A 16,144-nucleotide genomic window follows, 5' to 3' on the forward strand; every position below is an offset into this window, starting at 1 on the left:
ATTGTGGGAACCCTGAGCGCATTCGCGGAATTTCCCTTTCGGATCCAAGACGAAAGGAGATGCCGATGCCAGCAAAGTCAAAGGCTCAGCAAAAAGCCGCCGGGGCTGCCTTGTCTGCGAGGCGTGGTGACACGCCGAAATCGGATCTGAAGGGCGCTTCGCTGGACATGTTCGAGACGATGAGCGAGGCGGAACTCGAAGAACTGGCGGAAACCAGCCACGACGATCTGCCCGAGAAGAAGGACTGAGGCGCGCCAGCGCGCGCCTCATGGCCTCAGGGTCAGCCTGCGGCTGTGGCTGACTTGCCCGCATCGAGACGGCCGGAAATGAAACGCTCCAGCCGCTTTGCAGCCTCCCGCAGCGTTTCCTCATCCTGACACATGGAAATGCGGATATGGCCTTTTGCGGCGTCACCGAAGCTGGCGCCCGGCAGAACCGCCACATCTTCCGCGTTTAGGAAGTCCCAGGCGAACTTTTCGCAATCCTGCTCGATGGCCCGAATGTCGAGCATGACATACATGCCGCCTTCCGAACCGCGAACGACGACACCACTCATGCCGCGCACGGCATCGAGAAACGCCTCGCGCCGTTTCGTGTAGAGTTCGGCGATCTCAACCACACCGAAACCGTTCTCGGCGGCGGCGGTGGCCGCATGCGAGGTGAAGTCGGGCAGGCCATAAGTGGCGACGAGGTTGAGATTGGTCATCACCGCAATCATGTCGGCGGGGCCGGTCAGCCAGCCGACGCGCCAGCCGGTCATGCCGTGGCTCTTCGACAGTGAATTGATGACCAGCGTGCGCTCCTTCATGCCGGGCAGGGCGCGCGGCGAGACATGCTCCTTGTCGGACCGGATGGTCCAGTAGACCTCGTCGGACAGAAGCCAGATATCACGCTCGCGGCAGATTTCGGCAATGCGCTCAATCGTGGCGCGCGAATAGACCGCGCCCGTCGGATTGTTCGGCGAGTTGATGAGAATGGCGCGCGTGTCGGCCTCAAGCGCGGCCTCGATTTCCTCAAGGCTCGGCTCGAAATTGTTTTCCGCATGCGTCTCGATCTCGGTGAAACGGCCGCCTGCGGCGCGCACCGTGCCGGGATAGGTCGCGTAATAGGGCGACACGATCACCGCATGCGCGCCCGGATCGAGCACTGCCTGAAACGCTGCGTAAAGCGCACCCTGACCACCAATGGTGACCATGATCTCGTCTGCGCTGGTCTCGATACCGGTGCATTCTTCGGAGAGCTTGGCGAGTGCGGCGCGCAGTCGGGGCTGGCCCGGAAGCTGCGTATAATGGTGGTGACCACCGCGCACGGCTTCGACGCAGGCCTCGACCGTTTCGGCCGGCGTGTCGAAATCATGGTCTCCGACCGAGAGCATGATGACTTTGTCGCCGGCCTGTTTGCGGGCCATGGCTGCGAAATGGATTTCCCAACCGTTTTTGCCGGAAGGAACGATGCCGGAAATGCGTGATGAAGGCTTTGGCATGGGTGAGGCTCTTGGCATTCGACTTGAAAAAGGAAGGCCCTTCGACTACGAGGACCGCGCACTGGCCGCTCTTTTAACAGAGTGGCAGTCATGAGAACAGCGCAACCAAATAGCGCACCCGGGGGCATGTGTTCCCAGAGCACCGGATCGAAAAGTGGAAACCGGTTTTCCGTTTATCGCGGCGCTCCATCAATGGTCTGGATCGGTTTTTGTACGTCCTGATGGACGCCCGGCGATCCGATCCTGAACGGGTTGCGGTATGGATGTGAGGGGCATCCGTCGGTTCGCACCGCATTTTTGCAGAAGGATGGCGGCATGTTGGCCCCTGAAAAGAAGAACGAACTGTCTGTTTCGGAAATCGTCGACGAGGCGATGCTGTCGCGCCGCTCCGTGCGCGCGTTTTTACCCCAGCCGGTCGATGACGACACGATCCGGGATATTCTGCGTGTTGCCGCACGCGCGCCTTCGGGCACGAACATGCAGCCCTGGAAGGTCTATGTCGTTTCTGGCGAGCGCAAGCAGGAACTGTCGGATGCGATCCTCTCTTCGGGCGTCCGCCCCGAGAAGATCGAGTGGGACGAGTACAAATACTACCCCGACAAATTCTTCGAGCCCTATCTGACCCGCCGCCGCGCCGTTGGCTTTGCGCTCTACAGCCTTCTGGGCATCGGGCGGCGCGAAGTGGACCGTATGCGCGCCCAGCATGACCGCAACTTTACCTTTTTCGACGCGCCGGTCGGGCTGATCTTCACCATCGACCGCCGCCTCAACAAGGGCTCGTGGATCGATCTTGGCATGTTCGTGCAGTCGGTGATGATCGCCGCGCGCGGTCGTGACCTGCACACCTGCCCGCAGGCGGCTTTCGCGCCCTATCACAAGCAGATCCGCCCGATCCTCGACATTCCGGATGAGGAAATCGTGGTCTGCGGCATGGCGCTTGGCTATGAAGACGCTTCTGCACCGGAAAACGGCCTGCGCAGCGAGCGCGAGCCGCTTGAGGAATTCGTTTCCTTCGTGCGCTAGGGGCAGGACACTGGATCATGTTTTTCCACCTACGGCCCTTGCTTACGAATTTGTAATTCCCCGGCAAGGTTGCCGTAATGTGGGATCGGTCAATTTCACCTCGTTCCCTGCCGCGCCTCCCAAGCGGCGCCCCTTTACGAGGATGAAGACATGAAAAACAAGATCCTGTTGTCGGCTCTGGCTCTCAGCCTGGTTGCCGGTTCCGCCGCCATCGCCCAGGAAGCTGCGCAGAATGGTCAGGGCAACCCCCAGGCTGCCGGGCAGCAGATGAAGGGCGGCAAGCAGATGCGCGGTTTCGCCCGCTTCGATGCCGATGGCGATGGTGTCATCACCGCTGAAGAGTTCACCAGCATTCAGCTTGATCGCCTCAAGGCAGCCGATGCCGATGGCGACGGCACGCTCTCCGATGCCGAACTGCAGGATCTCGCAACCCAGCGCATGGCAGAACGCCGCGCCAAGCGCGCCGCACAGCATCTCGATGCGGATGGCGACGGCAAGGTGACCATCGCCGAGATCGAAAGCCAGCACGCCAAGCGTTTTACGCTGATGGACGCCAACAATGACGGTCAGCTCGACCAGCGCGAGATGCGCCGTGGCGGTCGCCAGATGGCGGCGGAGCATGGCAAGCGCGGTGGTGGTGAACGCGGCGAAGGTCGCGGCAAGATGGAGCGCAGGCACGACCACAAGGGTGGTGAGCACAAGGGCGGCGGCAAGGGCGAAATGCGCCGCGGCGCAGCTCCCTCTGACAATGGCTGACAATACGTAAGTAGCTACAAAGGCATCGGTGGGGAAGTGCTGGATCACTTCCCCGGCGGTGGGGCCGGTTCGCTTCGCGTTTCTGCGAACCGGTGAATAGGTCCGGTGTCGCCGCGCCGGACCTATTTGATTGTGTAACCCACATCTTCTGCGGCCCGGCGCAGCGTGTTTGCGAAGGACCGTGCAAAAGAGCGCGAGACGTAGAGTTCGAAGCGTTTTTCGCCCCGGCGCTGGATCTGAACGGCGATCTCATGATGCGCCGTCGCGCATCCCGAATGGACGGGGAAGGCCGCACTTGCGAAATCGAGCGCGAACAGCTTGGCCAGAACCCATTCCGCTTTCGGCCCTTCAATGCCAAGCACCGTTCTCCCATGCGAAAGGTCGGTCACCGTGCCGATCGTGTCCGGCACCGCGCTTTCCAGCTGGCCCGCAAGCGTCTCGCGCGGGCCGCTCACCAGAAACCGGCCGGGGCCGATATTGAAGGCGCACACGCCTTCGCGATTGGCCGCACCATTGCCCGAACCTGCCGAGAGCCTGAGATTGCAGGCACCCGCCAGCGCTTCGCAAAGCGCCTTCTCCTGGCCCGGCCAGGCTGTCGCCTCGACAATGCCCGCCCTGTCGAGTTCAAGGATCGTGACTTCCGCCCCATTGGCGAAATCACCATAGGAGCCGGGGCGAAAATCGCTGCCCAGCGGTGATGCGCGCTCAACCATGCATGCGCTCCCCATCCGGATCGAAGAAATGGTGGCTGACGATTTCCACCTGTCCGAAGCGCTTGCGCAGCGGATCGGACAGGAAGGCCCGTGTGCCGTGTCGTGTCTTACCGCCCTTGACCAGCGCCAGGCCGATGTATTTTTCGAGCGCCGGCGAATAGCAGTATCCGGTCACATGGCCGATGCTATCGCCCGGTTCGTCGCGGTTCCCGCTTTCCACCAGATGCGCGCCGCCGCCAAGCGGCTGCCCGTCAAGCGAGACGACGCCCACGAGCCGCAGCCTGTTCCTGTCGATCAGGGCAGGGCGGTCCATCAGGCCCGAACCGATGAAGGACTTCTTCTTCGACAGCATCCCGTCGAGATAAAGATCGCGCGCCGTGGTGCGGCCGTCGATCTCCGCGCCCGTCACATGGCCCTTCTCGATGCGCAGCGCGCCGAGCGCTTCCATGCCATAGGGCGTGATGCCGAAGGGTTCGCCGGCTTCCAGCAGCGCTTCCCAGACATGAACGCCATGGCCGGCCCCGCAATAGACCTCATAGGCAAGCTCGCCGGAAAAGGAGAGGCGGCAGATCATGACGGGCGCGCCGTCGATCTCGCCATGCACGATGCCCATGAAGGGGAGCGCGTCATTGTCGACAGCCGTTCCCGTCACGCAGCGTTCGAGAACCGCGCGGGCCTTCGGACCGGCAATCGCAGCCCCCGCCCACTGGTCGGTGACGGAGGTGAGGTGCACCTTCAGGTCCGGCCACAGAATGTCGAGGCAATATTCCAGATGCTGCATCACCGGGCCTGCATTGGCGGTGGTGGTGGTCATCAGGAAATCGGTTTCGCCAAGCCGCCAGGTGGTGCCGTCATCGAAGACCAGCCCGTCTTCGCGCAGCATCAGCCCATAGCGCGCTTTGCCCACTTTCAGCGTGGAGAAGGTGTTGGTGTAGACCCGGTCGAGGAATGTGGCGGCATCCGGTCCCTTCACGGCAATCTTGCCGAGCGTCGACACATCGACAAGGCCGACCGAACGGCGCACCGCCGACGCCTCGCGGATATAGGCCTGCTCCACCGTCTCGCCCGCACCGGCATAGGCGAGGGGGCGATGCCAAAGGCCCGCCGGCGTCATCTCTGCGCCATGCTCTTCATGCCAGTCGTGCAGGGGCGTCAGCCGCTCCGGCTTCAGATCGCCATAACGCTCTGCCGCCAGCGCGCCGATGGCGACCGGCGAAAAGGGCGGGCGGAACCGCGTTGTGCCGGCCTGCGGAATCTCGATGCCGCGCGCGGCGGCCATGATGGCCAGCCCCGGCACATTCGAGGTCTTGCCCTGATCGGTCGCCATGCCGAGCGTCGTATAGCGCTTCAGGTGCTCGACGCTGACGAAGCCCTCACGGTGCGCAAGCCGCACATCATCGGCGGTCACATCGTGCTGGAAGTCGACGAAGGCCTTGCCCTTGCCCCGGATTTCCAGAACCGGGGCGGGGGTGAGATCAAGTGCTGACGGAGCCGTTTCCGGCAGTTTGGCCCGCGAAGGGCGCTTGTCGGCGCTTTTTAACCCCGCATTGCGGCCACTCGCCAGAGCTTCCACCGACCCCGTTTCGCCGAGAAACGCGCCTGCGCCAATCCAGCGCTGCGTCGGTTCAGGCGGCAGAAACGCCTGTTTTTCGGCATCCCAGACAGGCTTCCCGCCAGCCTGGCTCGCCAGATGGATGACCGGCTGCCAGCCGCCGGAAACCGCGAGACTGTCGCAGTCTATCGGCCTTGCCTCGCCGGAGAGCCTGCCCGTATCGGCGTCGAATGCCTGCACCACAGCGCCTGAAAGCGCCTTGCCACCCTTGGTTCCGACAATGGCGTGACCGGTCAGCGGCACGACGCCGGCCTCGGTTGCAAGCGCTGTCGCTTCATCGCCGATCTGCTTGCGCACATCCACGATGGCCGCCACATGCCCGCCGGCGCGCCTGATGGCGGCTGCTGCCTGATAGGCGCTGTCATTGTTGGTGAAAAGAACCGTCTTTTCGCCCGGCAAGACGCCGAACTCGCCCGCATAGCGGCGCACCGCGCCCGCCAGCATCACGCCTGGACAGTCATTTCCGGGAAAGACGATGGGGCGCTCAAGCGCACCCGTCGCAAGCACGACCGTGCCGGCGCGGATCGTCCAGTGGCGCTGACGGGGATGCCCTTTCGGCGTGCGCGCCACATGATCGTTGACGCGCTCGAGCGCTGCCAGCGTGTTGCCGTCATAATAGCCCCAGACCGCCGTGCGGGTGAGAAGGCGCACATTGTCGAGCGCGGAGAGCCGCGCGGTGATTTCCGCTGCCCATGCATCGGCCGGTTTTGCGTCGATGGTTTCGCCCGACCAGCGTGCAAAGCCGCCGGTCTGCTTCTCCTGTTCGGCGAGGATCACGCGCTTGCCGGCCTTTGCGGCTGCCTCCGCCGCCATCAGGCCCGCAATGCCGCCGCCCACCACGAGCACGTCGCAAAAGGCGTTCATGTGCTCATAGCGCGAGGGATCGGCTTCGTAATCGGCGCGGCCGAGGCCTGCGGCCCGGCGGATGACATGCTCGCACATCATCCAGAAGCGCGTGCCCTTCAGTGGTCCGGCCACCGGCCCCATGAAGGTCTTGTAGTAGAAGCCAGCGCCCAAAAGCCGGCCGCCGAGCTGGTTCAGCGCCCCGAAATCCCAGGCGAGTGAAGGGAAGCGGTTCTGGCTTTCCGCCCTGAGCCCGTCATGCAGTTCGATCTGCGTGGCGGGAATGTTTGGCTCGCGCACGCCTTCGCGCAGAATGGTCACGAGTGCGTTCGGCTCGTCCACCCCGGCGCTGAAGACGCCGCGCGGACGGTGATATTTGAACGAGCGGCCCACCAGTGAAACGCCGTTGGCGAGAAGCGCGGAGGCCAGCGTGTCGCCGGCATGGCCGGTATGGGCCTCGCCATCGAAGGTGAAGCGGATGGTGCGCGTGCGGTCGATCGATCCGCCGGCGGATGTACGGCGCGGGCTCATGCGGCGTCTCCGCTTTTGGCGTTGCCGCGAACGGGAGCGACCGCGTGAATTTCATGGGTCAGCGTGTCCCGCTCCACCACCAGATGCGCGCGGCACCCTCCGGTATGCTGCCAGTATTCCCGGTGGCGCCCCGCCGGATTGGGCCGGTTATAGACATAGTCGAGCCACGCCTGCGTGTCGGTCGAGGCGGGATCGGGCCGGGTGCGCGTCGCGTCGCCCTGATAGGAGAATTCGGCGAGGTCGCGGGGGCCGCAATGCGGGCAGTCGATCAGCATGGCGGTTCCCTCAATGCAGTTTCGGGGTCGGGCCCTGGCCCGCTTCGTTGATCACCGCGCCGCGCTCGAAGCGGCTCAGCGTGAACGGCGCGTTGATGGCGTGAGGCTCGTCCTTGGCAATGGTCCAGGCAAAGGAATAGCCCGAAGCCGGCGTCGCCTTGAAGCCGCCATAGCACCAGCCGCAATTCAGGTAGAGACCGGGCAGGGGCCCTTTCGTGATGATCGGAGAACCGTCCATCGACATGTCCATGATGCCGCCCCAGGAGCGCAGGAGGCGAAGCCGCGCGACCGATGGGAACATGGCGCAGATCTCGCTCATCACGTCTTCCGCAACGGGCAGGTTTCCGCGCTGGGCATAGGAATTGTAGAAATCCAGACTGCCGCCGAACACCAGGCCGCCCTTGTCCGATTGCGAGACATAGAGATGGCCGGCCCCGAAGGTCACGACGCAGTTCACGAACGGCTTTATGGCTTCAGACACGAAAGCCTGCAGAACATGGCTTTCGATGGGAAACGTGTCGACGCCGGCGCGCTTCAGCACCTGGCCCGTGCTGCCGGCCACCGCCATCGCCACCTTCTTCGCGCGGATGTCGCCGCGTGTGGTGGTGACGCCGATGATCCGGTCGCCGTCGCGCAGGAAACCCGTCACTTCGCAATTCTCGATCATGTCGACGCCGCGCCGGTCGGCGGCGCGCGCATACCCCCAGGCGACCGCATCATGACGCGCGGTGCCGGCGCGCGGCTGCAACAGGCCACCGGCGATGGGAAAGCGCGCCGAACCGGAAACGTCGAGCCCCGGCACCCTGCGCGAAATCTCCTGCGGCGTCAGCCATTCGGCGTCCACGCCGTCATGGCGCATGGCGTTGCCCCGGCGGATGTAATCATCCGCCTGGCCCGGGCTGTGGGCAAGGTTCAAGACGCCGCGCTGCGAGAACATCACATTGTAGTTGAGTTCGTGGGAGAGGTTCTCCCAGAGCTTCATCGAATGTTCGTAGAAGCGAATGGATTCGGGCAGCAGATAGTTGGAGCGCACGATGGTCGTGTTGCGGCCAATATTGCCCGATCCGAGCCAGCCCTTCTCCAGAACGGCCACATTCGTGATGCCATGCATGGCGGCGAGATAATAGGCCGTCGCCAGACCGTGCCCGCCACCACCGATGATGATGACATCATAATTCGGTTTGGGATCGGGCTTGCGCCAGGCCGGTTTCCAGTCACGATTGCCTGAAAGGGCATTCTTCAGAAGCGAAAGTGCTGAATATTCCGCCATGCGCCGCCATTCTTTTGCCAGAACGAAGTCTAGGTTCAGGGCTAAACCTATAGGACACCCCGGCCGATGGTGGCAAATAAGGCGTATGTCTTTTCACAGGCTTGCCTTTCATTGCCACGCAGACGCCGGCAATGCTTGCTGCTGACGCATGCCTCGGGCAATGTCGGCGCACCAAAATCGCCCCCTGAACGATCCTGATTCTTTGAGAAGACTGACAGAAATGTTGTTGAAGCTCCGCACCCTGCCAGCTTTCCTGTGCCTTGTTTTCCTGCTCGCTTTCGGTTCGCTCGCCGCAGCGCAGGACACGGAAAGCTTTCTGGAAGGCCAGCGCGAGATGCTTTCGGGCATCGAAAACAGCGTCGCGGGGCTGGAGACGGAGATCGGCCACCAGTCGACGGATGATGCCGAGCTCGTCGACATTCGCGTCGAACTGGAGAGGCTGGGGCGTGAGGTGTTCGACGCCAGCCTGGCGTTCCGCCCCCGGCTTTCGGAAATCAACACGCGCCTTGAGCAACTGGGCGAGCCGCGCAAGGAAGGCGAGCCGCCCGAACCGGAAGAGGTAACGCGCGAGCGCACGCGCCTTCTTGATGAAAAGGCGAGCTTCAACGTCCTGATCGGCGATGCGGAGCGCCTTTCCGTGCGCATCAAGACGGTGATCGAAGAGATCGCGGAACTGCGCCGCGATCTGTTCACCCGCACCCTGTCGCGCCGCTACGACATTTCGGCGGCGGTCAGCACCGATGTCCTGGGTGAATTTACGCAGGAACTGGGCCGTGTCTACACGCGCGTGTCCGCCTGGCTCAGCTTCACGGTCAAATACCGCCTGAAGCCGCTGCTTCTGGCGACGGCGCTTGCCTCCATTGCTGCACTTGCCCTCTTGTTCGGTGGACGCCGCCTCTTTGATGACTTTGTCGAGCCGGACCGCAGTGAGCAGAACCCCACCTATCTCAGCCGTCTGGCGACAGCGCTCTTCTCGACGCTGATCCCGTCGGTTTCCTATGGCACGTTCCTCGTGCTCAGCTATCTCTTTCTGGATTATTTCAACCTGCTGCGCAGTGACATCGCGCCGCTTCTCTGGTCGCTCTTCTCGGTCATCATACTGGTCTATTTCGTCTACCGGCTGGCGCGCGCAATCCTTGCGCCACGGCGTCCCAACTGGCGGCTTTTGCCGGTGCGGTCCCAGGCGGCGCAGTGGCTTCTCGTTCTTGCGGTTGTCACGGCGGTTGCGACCGGCTTCGACCATTTCATGGACCAGGTCTATTCGGTGCTCAGCTCGCAGCTTTCGCTGACCGTCGCCACAAGTCTGGTTGCCACGGTTGTCGTCGGGCTTCTCATCATGGCCATTGGCGCAGTCCGGCCGCTTGAAGACGAAGAGGGCAAGCCCCGGCAGTGGCCGCTCAAATTCCGCTACCTTCTGTTCTTCATCGGCGCTGCGATCATCATCGCCGCACTGCTTGGCTATATCGGTTTCGCCCGCTTCCTGTCGCAACAGGTGGTCGTGACCGGCGCGATCATTGCGACCATGTATATCGGTTTCCTGACGGCCGGTGCGATCACTTCGGAAGGCGCGTTCGCGCATTCGTGGTTCGCCCGGCGTCTGGAGCGTCACACGGCCTTTGACGAAACCGCGCTCGATCAGCTCGGCCTGATCTCGGGCATGATCATCAATGTCATCGTCGTTCTGATCGGTGTGCCGCTCATTCTTCTGCAATGGGGCTTCCGCTGGGCCGACCTAACGGCCTGGAGCTACCGGATTGCCGGCAACATTCAGATCGGCTCGCTCTCCTTCTCAATCATGGGCATTGTAACGGGCATTGTCGTTTTCGTTGTCGGCTACTTTGTCACCCGATGGTTCCAGGGCTGGCTCGACGGCAAGGTGATGGCGCGCAGCCGCATGGATTCAGGCGTGCGCAACTCCATTCGCACCGGTGTTGGCTATGTGGGCCTCGTGATCGCCGGCCTGATCGGCGTTTCGGCAGCGGGCATCAATCTTTCCAATCTGGCGCTCGTTGCCGGTGCGCTTTCCCTGGGCATTGGTTTTGGCCTGCAGAACATCGTGTCGAACTTCGTTTCGGGTCTCATCCTTCTGGCCGAGCGGCCCTTCAAGGCCGGCGACTGGATCGTGGCTGGCGCAGTGTCCGGCACGGTGAAGAAGATTTCCGTGCGCGCCACCGAGATCGAGACGTTCCAGCGTCAGTCTGTGATCCTGCCGAACTCCGAGCTGATCAACGCGGCGGTCGGCAACTGGACGCATCGCAACAAGCTGGGCCGGATGGAAATCGCCGTGGGCGTGGCCTATGGATCGGATGTGCGGCGTGTGCACGAGATCCTTCTGGAAATCGCCAAATCGCATCCGATGGTTCTGAAAAACCCGGAACCTTTCGTGCTCTTCGCCGGGTTCGGTGACTCATCGCTCGATTTCGAAATCCGCGTCTATCTCTCCGACATCCTGACGCAGCTCGAAGTGCAGAACGGCATCCGCTTCGCCATCGTCGATGCGTTCGAGGCCGAGGGCATCGAGATTCCGTTCCCGCAGCGCGACATTCATGTGCGCTCCGGTTTCCTGAAACCGGAAGAGCCGGAGCTGCCTGAAGACGGGGAAACGGACGATCTTGAAGAGGAAACGCCTGCAGAGCCCGGCGCGGAGAAGGTGGTGCGTCGCCGTCGCCGCCGCAAAACTGATCCGGAGTAATGTGCGGCATGAATATGGCGTTCAGTTGCCGTTCACGTTGGAAGCTATATAACCGAACACAAGAACGCAGCTGGAAGGCTCTGACATTCAAGGGGCAGAGACACACTGATGAAGACAATGAAGAAATTCGTTTATGCAGCCGCAGCGCTGCTCGTCACCGGTGGCGCGGCTTTCGCGGCGAGCGCCGTCAATCTCGACAGTGAGGCCCACACGCTTGTCGTGACCGAAGGCGGCTCCCAGACGGAGCTGGTTGTCGGCGCGGGCGAAACCATCGAGTTTTGCGCTGCCGGGTGCTTCGTGACCATGCCGAATGGCGACCGCGAGGTTCTGAGCGGCTCGGAAACCATCGAGATTTCCGGCGGCAAGGGCCGCGTGCGCTAGGGCCAGGACCCAAGAATAGATCTCGAAATCTGTTCCGCATTTCACGGGAAAGCAAAGAAAGGCTGCGCCATTGCGCGGCCTTTTGTTTGTTTTGTTATGAGCCTGTTAAGCCTGAACGGCATTTTCCATCGCTTGACTTGCCCCTGCGTTAGCAAGTTCAGAATTCAGAAGTTCCTTTCACGTAAGGCCGTCTCCAGTACGGGTTTTGTCTGGGGGCTTTTATGGACGCGCGATCTGAACGCAATGCGGTGCCGCTGGCCGTCGATCTCGACGGCACACTGATTGCGACCGATCTTTTATGGGAGAGTCTTTTTCTTCTCCTGCGTCGCAAGCCCCTGTGCGTCTTTCTTCTGCCGTTCTGGCTTCTGGGAGGGAAGGCGCGGCTGAAATGCGAAATCGCCTCGCGCGTCGAACTCGATGCAGGCGGTCTTCCGTATCGGCAGGATCTTCTCGCCCGGCTTCGCGAAGACAGGGCCGCTGGCCGCCACATCGTTCTTGCCACGGCTTCGCCCAAGAAGTTCGCCGATGCGATTGCCGGGCATCTGGGCGTTTTCGATGAGGTGATCTCCACCGAACCCGGACGCAACATGGCCTCGGGAATGAAGCGCGATGCGCTGGTTGCGGCATTTGGCGATGGCGGTTTCGATTATGCCGGCAACAGCCGCGCCGATGTCGCTGTCTTTGATGCCGCGCGCAATGGCATCGTCGTTGCGCCGGATCGCGCCGCAGCGCGCTGGCAGGCGGCAAATGACGCCGAGCTTCTGGAAGCGCCCAGGCCGACCATCAAGACCTATGTGAAGATGCTCAGGGTGCACCAATGGCTGAAGAATAGCCTGATTTTCGTGCCGCTCATCCTGAGCCATGAATATCTGAACATGCCCCTGCTGACGCTGTGCGTTCTGGCCTTCATCTCGTTCAGCACCGCCGCATCGGCCATCTACATCCTGAACGACTTCTTCGACCTCGGTCTGGACAGGCGTCATCCCACCAAGCGCAACAGGCCCTTTGCGAGCGGCATGCTCTCGATTCCGTTCGGGTTTGCGGCGATGATCGGTCTTCTGGCGATTAGCGGTTTCACGGCGCTGTTCCTGCCGCCGCTCTTCGGCATTGTGCTTGTCGGCTATCTGATCGCCACCACCGCTTATTCCCTGTCGCTCAAGCGAATGCTTCTGATCGATGTGCTGACCCTTGCCGGTCTCTATACGATGCGCATTCTTGCCGGCAGCGCGGCCACGACCATCGGCGTTTCCTTCTGGCTTCTGGCGTTCTCGGTCTTCTTCTTCCTCTCGCTGGCGCTGGTGAAGCGCTATGTGGAGCTGCGCTCAACCGTTCTGCCCGCAGGAGAGCGGATTGCCGGGCGTGGCTATCGCACCGAGGATCAGGAAGTGATCGCCCAGGCAGGCATGGCCTCGGCCTTCTCCTCCGCCATGGTTCTGGCGCTCTACATCGAGAGCAGCGCCGTACGTGAGCTCTACGAGATGCCCTGGCTGATCTGGCCGCTTTGCCCGATCGTGCTCTACATCACCATTCGCATGTGGATCCTGGCGCGGCGCGACGAGATGCATGACGATCCCATCGTCTTCATCATTGGCGACTGGCGCAGCCAGCTTTTCGGTCTGCTCGGCGCTGTCCTTCTCTTCACGGCGGGGCTCTGAGGCATGGCCGATTACTCCGCTTTCGGGCTGGTGCGCCGTCGAGCGCCTGTGGCGATTGGCGCTGAAGACGCCATTGAGCGCCTGCGCGCGGGCAGGGGGCTTCCGTCCTCCGTCCTGCCCTATGGCAATGGCCGTTCCTATGGCGATACCTGTCTGAACGATGCCGGCGCGCTGATCGACATGCGCCCCATGAACCGCATCGTCGCTTTCGATGAACAGAGCGGGCTTTTGACGGCGCAGGCCGGTCTCATGCTCTCGGATGTGATCGCCCATGTGGGGCCGAAGGGCTGGTTTCCGGCCGTCGTGCCGGGCACCCGGTTTGTCACGCTGGGCGGGGCCATCGCCAATGACGTGCATGGCAAGAACCACCACCGGCGCGGCACGTTTGGCTGCCACGTGGTGTCCTTCACGCTTCTGCGGTCCGATGGAGAGGTCCGCCGTTGCAGCGCCGATGAGAATGCAGAGCTTTTCCGCGCCACCATCGGCGGCATGGGGCTGACGGGCCTCATCCTGGACGCCACCATTCGCCTGATGAAGGTCGCCTCCGTCGATGTGAACGAATGCGTGCGCGGCTTCTCCGGTCTGGATGAATATTTCGATCTGGCCGAAGACGCCGACGCCCGGAACGAATATGCCGTTGCCTGGCTCGACCAGCTTGCGTCTGGCCCAAAGGCGGGCAGGGGCTTTCTGCTCACCGCCAATCACGCCGAAGATGGCGCGGTGTTTCGCGCCGCGTCCCCGCGCCGTCTCACCGTTCCCTTCCGGCCGCCGCTCAATCTTTTGAACCGCTGGTCGCTGACCCTGTTCAACCGGGCCTTTGCCTGGAGCAAGGCGCGCGCCGAAGGCGTTCGGCGCTCCTCTTACGAAAGCTATTTCTTTCCGCTCGACGCCGTGCGCCACTGGAACCGGCTCTATGGCCCGCGCGGTCTCCTGCAACATCAAAGCGTGGTGCCGTTCGAGGCCGCACGCGAAACCATCCCGGCAATGCTGGCGGCTGCGCGCGAGGCCGGTCAGGCGTCGTTCCTCACCGTTTTGAAGCGGTTTGGCGATGTCGCCTCGCCGGGCATGCTTTCCTTTCCGCGGCCGGGCTACACGCTGACGCTCGATTTCTCCAATGCGGGCGCTGCCACGGATGCGCTTTTCGAACGGCTTGACCGGATGACGGTCGAGGCCGGTGGCGCGGTCAATCCCTACAAGGATGCGCGCATGGGACCGGCACTTTTCGAAGCCTCGTTCCCGCACTGGCGCGATCTGGAGGCGCTGCGCGACCCGGCTTTCCTTTCCGATTTCTGGCGGCGCACGGCGCAGAAGCTGCCGGCCAGCGAGGCGGGAGGCCGGCATGCCGCCGAATGACTTCTTTCAACCCGGCCAGACACCGGAAACTCACGCAAAAGATGCAATTTATATCCAGCGCTTCACGCTTTGTTTGCAAGAAGGCGCTATGACAGGGACGGGCGGGACAAGATGAAATACATACCCTTCATACTCTTCACGGTGATGACCAACGCGGCTGCGCAGCTCATGCTGAAACACGGCATGATGACGCTGGGCGATCTGAGCTTTGCGGGTGCGAACCCGATCCTGAAAATTCTTCAGATTGTCTTCAGCCCGTGGATTTTTGCCGGCCTGTGCGTCTTCGTCATCTCCATGGCGTCGCATCTCTACGTGCTTTCCAAGGTCGAGCTGTCCTTCGCCTATCCGTTTCTGAGCCTTGCCTATGTGGCGGTGGCGGTGTTCGCCTACTTCCTCTTCAAGGAAGACCTGAACGCCTACCGCATTGCCGGCATCGCGCTGATCTGCGTCGGCACCGTGCTGATCGCGCAGAGCGGCCGCGAAATGCCTGAAGAACAGGCGGCGCTCGCAAAAGACAAACTTCAGTCCGAAAGGTCGATGATCCAATGAGACATATCATTTTTGGCGGTGACGGCTTCGTCGGCCGGCACCTGGCCCCCAAGCTCGTGGCCGATGGCGAAGAGGTCATCGTTGCCGACATCGTGAAGAGCGACCTGCCACACTACCGCCAGGTGGAGTTCGTCCATTGCGACGTGACCGATCCGGCCGCTGTCGAGGCGCTGGGCATGAAGGCCGACGACATGGTCTACAACCTGTCGGCCAAGATGCTGTCGCCGATCCAGGTGCGCGCCAAGCGGCACGACTTCTTCTACCCGGTGAACTATCACGGCACGGTCAACATCATCGAGGCGATGGATAAGGCGGGGGCAAAAAACCTCGTTCACTTCACCACCGACATGATCTACGGCCACACCGTCACCTATCCGATGACGGAGGATCATCCCGTTTCGCCGCTTGGCGAATACGGCCAGTCCAAGCTCGACACGGAAGTGCTGGCAGCCGAGTGGCGCAAGCGCGGCATGAACATTTCGCTGTTCCGCCCGCGTCTCATCATCGGGCCGGGACGTCTGGGCATTCTCGAAAAGCTGTTCAAGCTGATCGACATGAACCTGCCGGTGCCGATGATTGGCGCAGGCAAGAACCCCTATCAGTTCATCTCCGTGTTCGACTGCGCGGAAGCCGCGCGTCTTGCGTGGAAGGCCGGCGTGCCGAACGAGGCCTACAATCTCGGCTCGATCAATCCGCCGCCGGTGCGCAAGCTGCTTGGCGATCTGGTGAAGCATGCGGGCTCGAAATCCCTGCTTCTGCCCACGCCGGGCTGGGCCGTGAAGCGCACGCTCGACATGCTCGACTGGATGAACATGCCGCTCATGGACCCGGAGCAGTATCTGATCGCCGACGAGATGTGCGTGCTCGACGTCTCCAAGGGCGAGCGCGACCTGAACTGGGTGCCGCAATACAATGACGGCGACATGCTGATCGCCGCCTATGACGAATATCGCGCCAAGAAATCTGGCCAGGCCGTTGGCGCCAGCCAGGTTCCGGCCGAATAGGGGA

At 62.3% G+C, this 16,144-nt stretch carries 14 protein-coding genes; 9 read left to right on the forward strand and 5 right to left on the reverse strand.

Annotated features, from left to right (window positions below):
* Positions 1-65 precede the first annotated feature (65 nt).
* Complete coding sequence (locus JYP46_RS17345; RefSeq protein WP_206543846.1) at positions 66-248, forward strand: DUF3008 family protein; 183 nt, start codon at positions 66-68, stop codon at positions 246-248.
* Between the two features lie 32 nt (positions 249-280).
* Here the strand turns inward: JYP46_RS17345 and JYP46_RS17350 are convergent, their stop codons facing one another.
* Positions 281-1,483 carry a pyridoxal phosphate-dependent aminotransferase gene (locus tag JYP46_RS17350; protein WP_206548818.1) on the reverse strand — a complete coding sequence of 401 codons (1,203 nt, stop codon included), beginning with the start codon at positions 1,481-1,483 and terminating at the stop codon, positions 281-283.
* Between the two features lie 315 nt (positions 1,484-1,798).
* On the opposite strand from JYP46_RS17350, the gene JYP46_RS17355 reads away from it, so the two are divergent.
* Together JYP46_RS17355 and JYP46_RS17360 are read left to right on the forward strand one after the other, a co-directional pair.
* Positions 1,799-2,506, forward strand: a complete 708-nt coding sequence (locus tag JYP46_RS17355; RefSeq protein ID WP_206543844.1) for a nitroreductase — start codon at positions 1,799-1,801, stop codon at positions 2,504-2,506.
* Positions 2,507-2,656: 150 nt separating this feature from the next.
* Positions 2,657-3,262 (forward strand): EF-hand domain-containing protein, encoded by a 606-nt coding sequence (locus tag JYP46_RS17360; RefSeq protein ID WP_206543843.1) that lies wholly within the window; start codon positions 2,657-2,659, stop codon positions 3,260-3,262.
* A gap of 122 nt (positions 3,263-3,384) precedes the next feature.
* Here JYP46_RS17360 and JYP46_RS17365 read toward each other — a convergent pair whose 3' ends face one another.
* The 4 genes from JYP46_RS17365 to JYP46_RS17380 are packed head-to-tail and all read right to left on the reverse strand — an operon-like array spanning position 3,385 to position 8,506.
* Entirely contained in the window at positions 3,385-3,975 is a 591-nt protein-coding gene (locus JYP46_RS17365; RefSeq protein WP_206548819.1) for a sarcosine oxidase subunit gamma, read from the reverse strand.
* Positions 3,968-6,961 carry a sarcosine oxidase subunit alpha family protein gene (locus tag JYP46_RS17370; RefSeq protein WP_206548820.1) on the reverse strand — a complete coding sequence of 998 codons (2,994 nt, stop codon included), beginning with the start codon at positions 6,959-6,961 and terminating at the stop codon, positions 3,968-3,970. Before JYP46_RS17370 ends, JYP46_RS17365 begins: the two co-directional genes overlap by 8 nt.
* Positions 6,958-7,236: a sarcosine oxidase subunit delta gene (locus tag JYP46_RS17375; protein ID WP_206543840.1), complete on the reverse strand. Its 279-nt coding sequence runs from the start codon at positions 7,234-7,236 to the stop codon at positions 6,958-6,960. Before JYP46_RS17375 ends, JYP46_RS17370 begins: the two co-directional genes overlap by 4 nt.
* A 10-nt stretch (positions 7,237-7,246) precedes the next feature.
* On the reverse strand, positions 7,247-8,506 hold the full coding sequence (locus JYP46_RS17380; RefSeq protein WP_206543839.1) for a sarcosine oxidase subunit beta family protein: 1,260 nt from the start codon (positions 8,504-8,506) through the stop codon (positions 7,247-7,249).
* Positions 8,507-8,726: 220 nt separating this feature from the next.
* Here JYP46_RS17380 and JYP46_RS17385 point away from each other — a divergent pair, with 220 nt between their 5' ends.
* From JYP46_RS17385 to JYP46_RS17410, 6 genes are all read left to right on the forward strand, one after another.
* Positions 8,727-11,198: a mechanosensitive ion channel domain-containing protein gene (locus tag JYP46_RS17385; RefSeq protein WP_206548821.1), complete on the forward strand. Its 2,472-nt coding sequence runs from the start codon at positions 8,727-8,729 to the stop codon at positions 11,196-11,198.
* A gap of 117 nt (positions 11,199-11,315) precedes the next feature.
* Positions 11,316-11,579, forward strand: a complete 264-nt coding sequence (locus tag JYP46_RS17390; RefSeq protein WP_162742385.1) for a hypothetical protein — start codon at positions 11,316-11,318, stop codon at positions 11,577-11,579.
* Between the two features lie 221 nt (positions 11,580-11,800).
* Complete coding sequence (locus JYP46_RS17395; protein WP_206548822.1) at positions 11,801-13,234, forward strand: UbiA family prenyltransferase; 1,434 nt, start codon at positions 11,801-11,803, stop codon at positions 13,232-13,234.
* Positions 13,235-13,237: 3 nt separating this feature from the next.
* Positions 13,238-14,587: an FAD-binding oxidoreductase gene (locus tag JYP46_RS17400; RefSeq protein WP_206548823.1), complete on the forward strand. Its 1,350-nt coding sequence runs from the start codon at positions 13,238-13,240 to the stop codon at positions 14,585-14,587.
* Between the two features lie 111 nt (positions 14,588-14,698).
* Complete coding sequence (locus JYP46_RS17405; protein ID WP_090326855.1) at positions 14,699-15,136, forward strand: EamA family transporter; 438 nt, start codon at positions 14,699-14,701, stop codon at positions 15,134-15,136.
* A complete protein-coding gene (locus JYP46_RS17410; protein WP_206548824.1) occupies positions 15,133-16,140 on the forward strand; it encodes an NAD-dependent epimerase/dehydratase family protein in 1,008 nt (335 codons plus the stop codon). Before JYP46_RS17405 ends, JYP46_RS17410 begins: the two co-directional genes overlap by 4 nt.
* Positions 16,141-16,144 lie beyond the last annotated feature (4 nt).

The sequence above is a fragment of the Nitratireductor aquimarinus genome, assembly GCF_017255295.1.
Lineage (GTDB): Bacteria > Pseudomonadota > Alphaproteobacteria > Rhizobiales > Rhizobiaceae > Nitratireductor > Nitratireductor aquimarinus.

Excerpts from the sequence above, each read along its gene's own strand:
- JYP46_RS17350 (WP_206548818.1), bottom strand. The coding sequence starts at position 1,483 with ATGCCAAAGCCTTCATCACGCATTTCCGGCATCGTTCCTTCCGGCAAA.
- JYP46_RS17405 (WP_090326855.1), top strand. The coding sequence starts at position 14,699 with ATGAAATACATACCCTTCATACTCTTCACGGTGATGACCAACGCGGCT.
- JYP46_RS17345 (WP_206543846.1), top strand. The coding sequence starts at position 66 with ATGCCAGCAAAGTCAAAGGCTCAGCAAAAAGCCGCCGGGGCTGCCTTG.
- JYP46_RS17410 (WP_206548824.1), top strand. The coding sequence starts at position 15,133 with ATGAGACATATCATTTTTGGCGGTGACGGCTTCGTCGGCCGGCACCTG.
- JYP46_RS17395 (WP_206548822.1), top strand. The coding sequence starts at position 11,801 with ATGGACGCGCGATCTGAACGCAATGCGGTGCCGCTGGCCGTCGATCTC.
- JYP46_RS17380 (WP_206543839.1), bottom strand. The coding sequence starts at position 8,506 with ATGGCGGAATATTCAGCACTTTCGCTTCTGAAGAATGCCCTTTCAGGC.
- JYP46_RS17355 (WP_206543844.1), top strand. The coding sequence starts at position 1,799 with ATGTTGGCCCCTGAAAAGAAGAACGAACTGTCTGTTTCGGAAATCGTC.
- JYP46_RS17400 (WP_206548823.1), top strand. The coding sequence starts at position 13,238 with ATGGCCGATTACTCCGCTTTCGGGCTGGTGCGCCGTCGAGCGCCTGTG.
- JYP46_RS17365 (WP_206548819.1), bottom strand. The coding sequence starts at position 3,975 with ATGGTTGAGCGCGCATCACCGCTGGGCAGCGATTTTCGCCCCGGCTCC.
- JYP46_RS17390 (WP_162742385.1), top strand. The coding sequence starts at position 11,316 with ATGAAGAAATTCGTTTATGCAGCCGCAGCGCTGCTCGTCACCGGTGGC.
- JYP46_RS17360 (WP_206543843.1), top strand. The coding sequence starts at position 2,657 with ATGAAAAACAAGATCCTGTTGTCGGCTCTGGCTCTCAGCCTGGTTGCC.
- JYP46_RS17370 (WP_206548820.1), bottom strand. The coding sequence starts at position 6,961 with ATGAGCCCGCGCCGTACATCCGCCGGCGGATCGATCGACCGCACGCGC.
- JYP46_RS17385 (WP_206548821.1), top strand. The coding sequence starts at position 8,727 with ATGTTGTTGAAGCTCCGCACCCTGCCAGCTTTCCTGTGCCTTGTTTTC.
- JYP46_RS17375 (WP_206543840.1), bottom strand. The coding sequence starts at position 7,236 with ATGCTGATCGACTGCCCGCATTGCGGCCCCCGCGACCTCGCCGAATTC.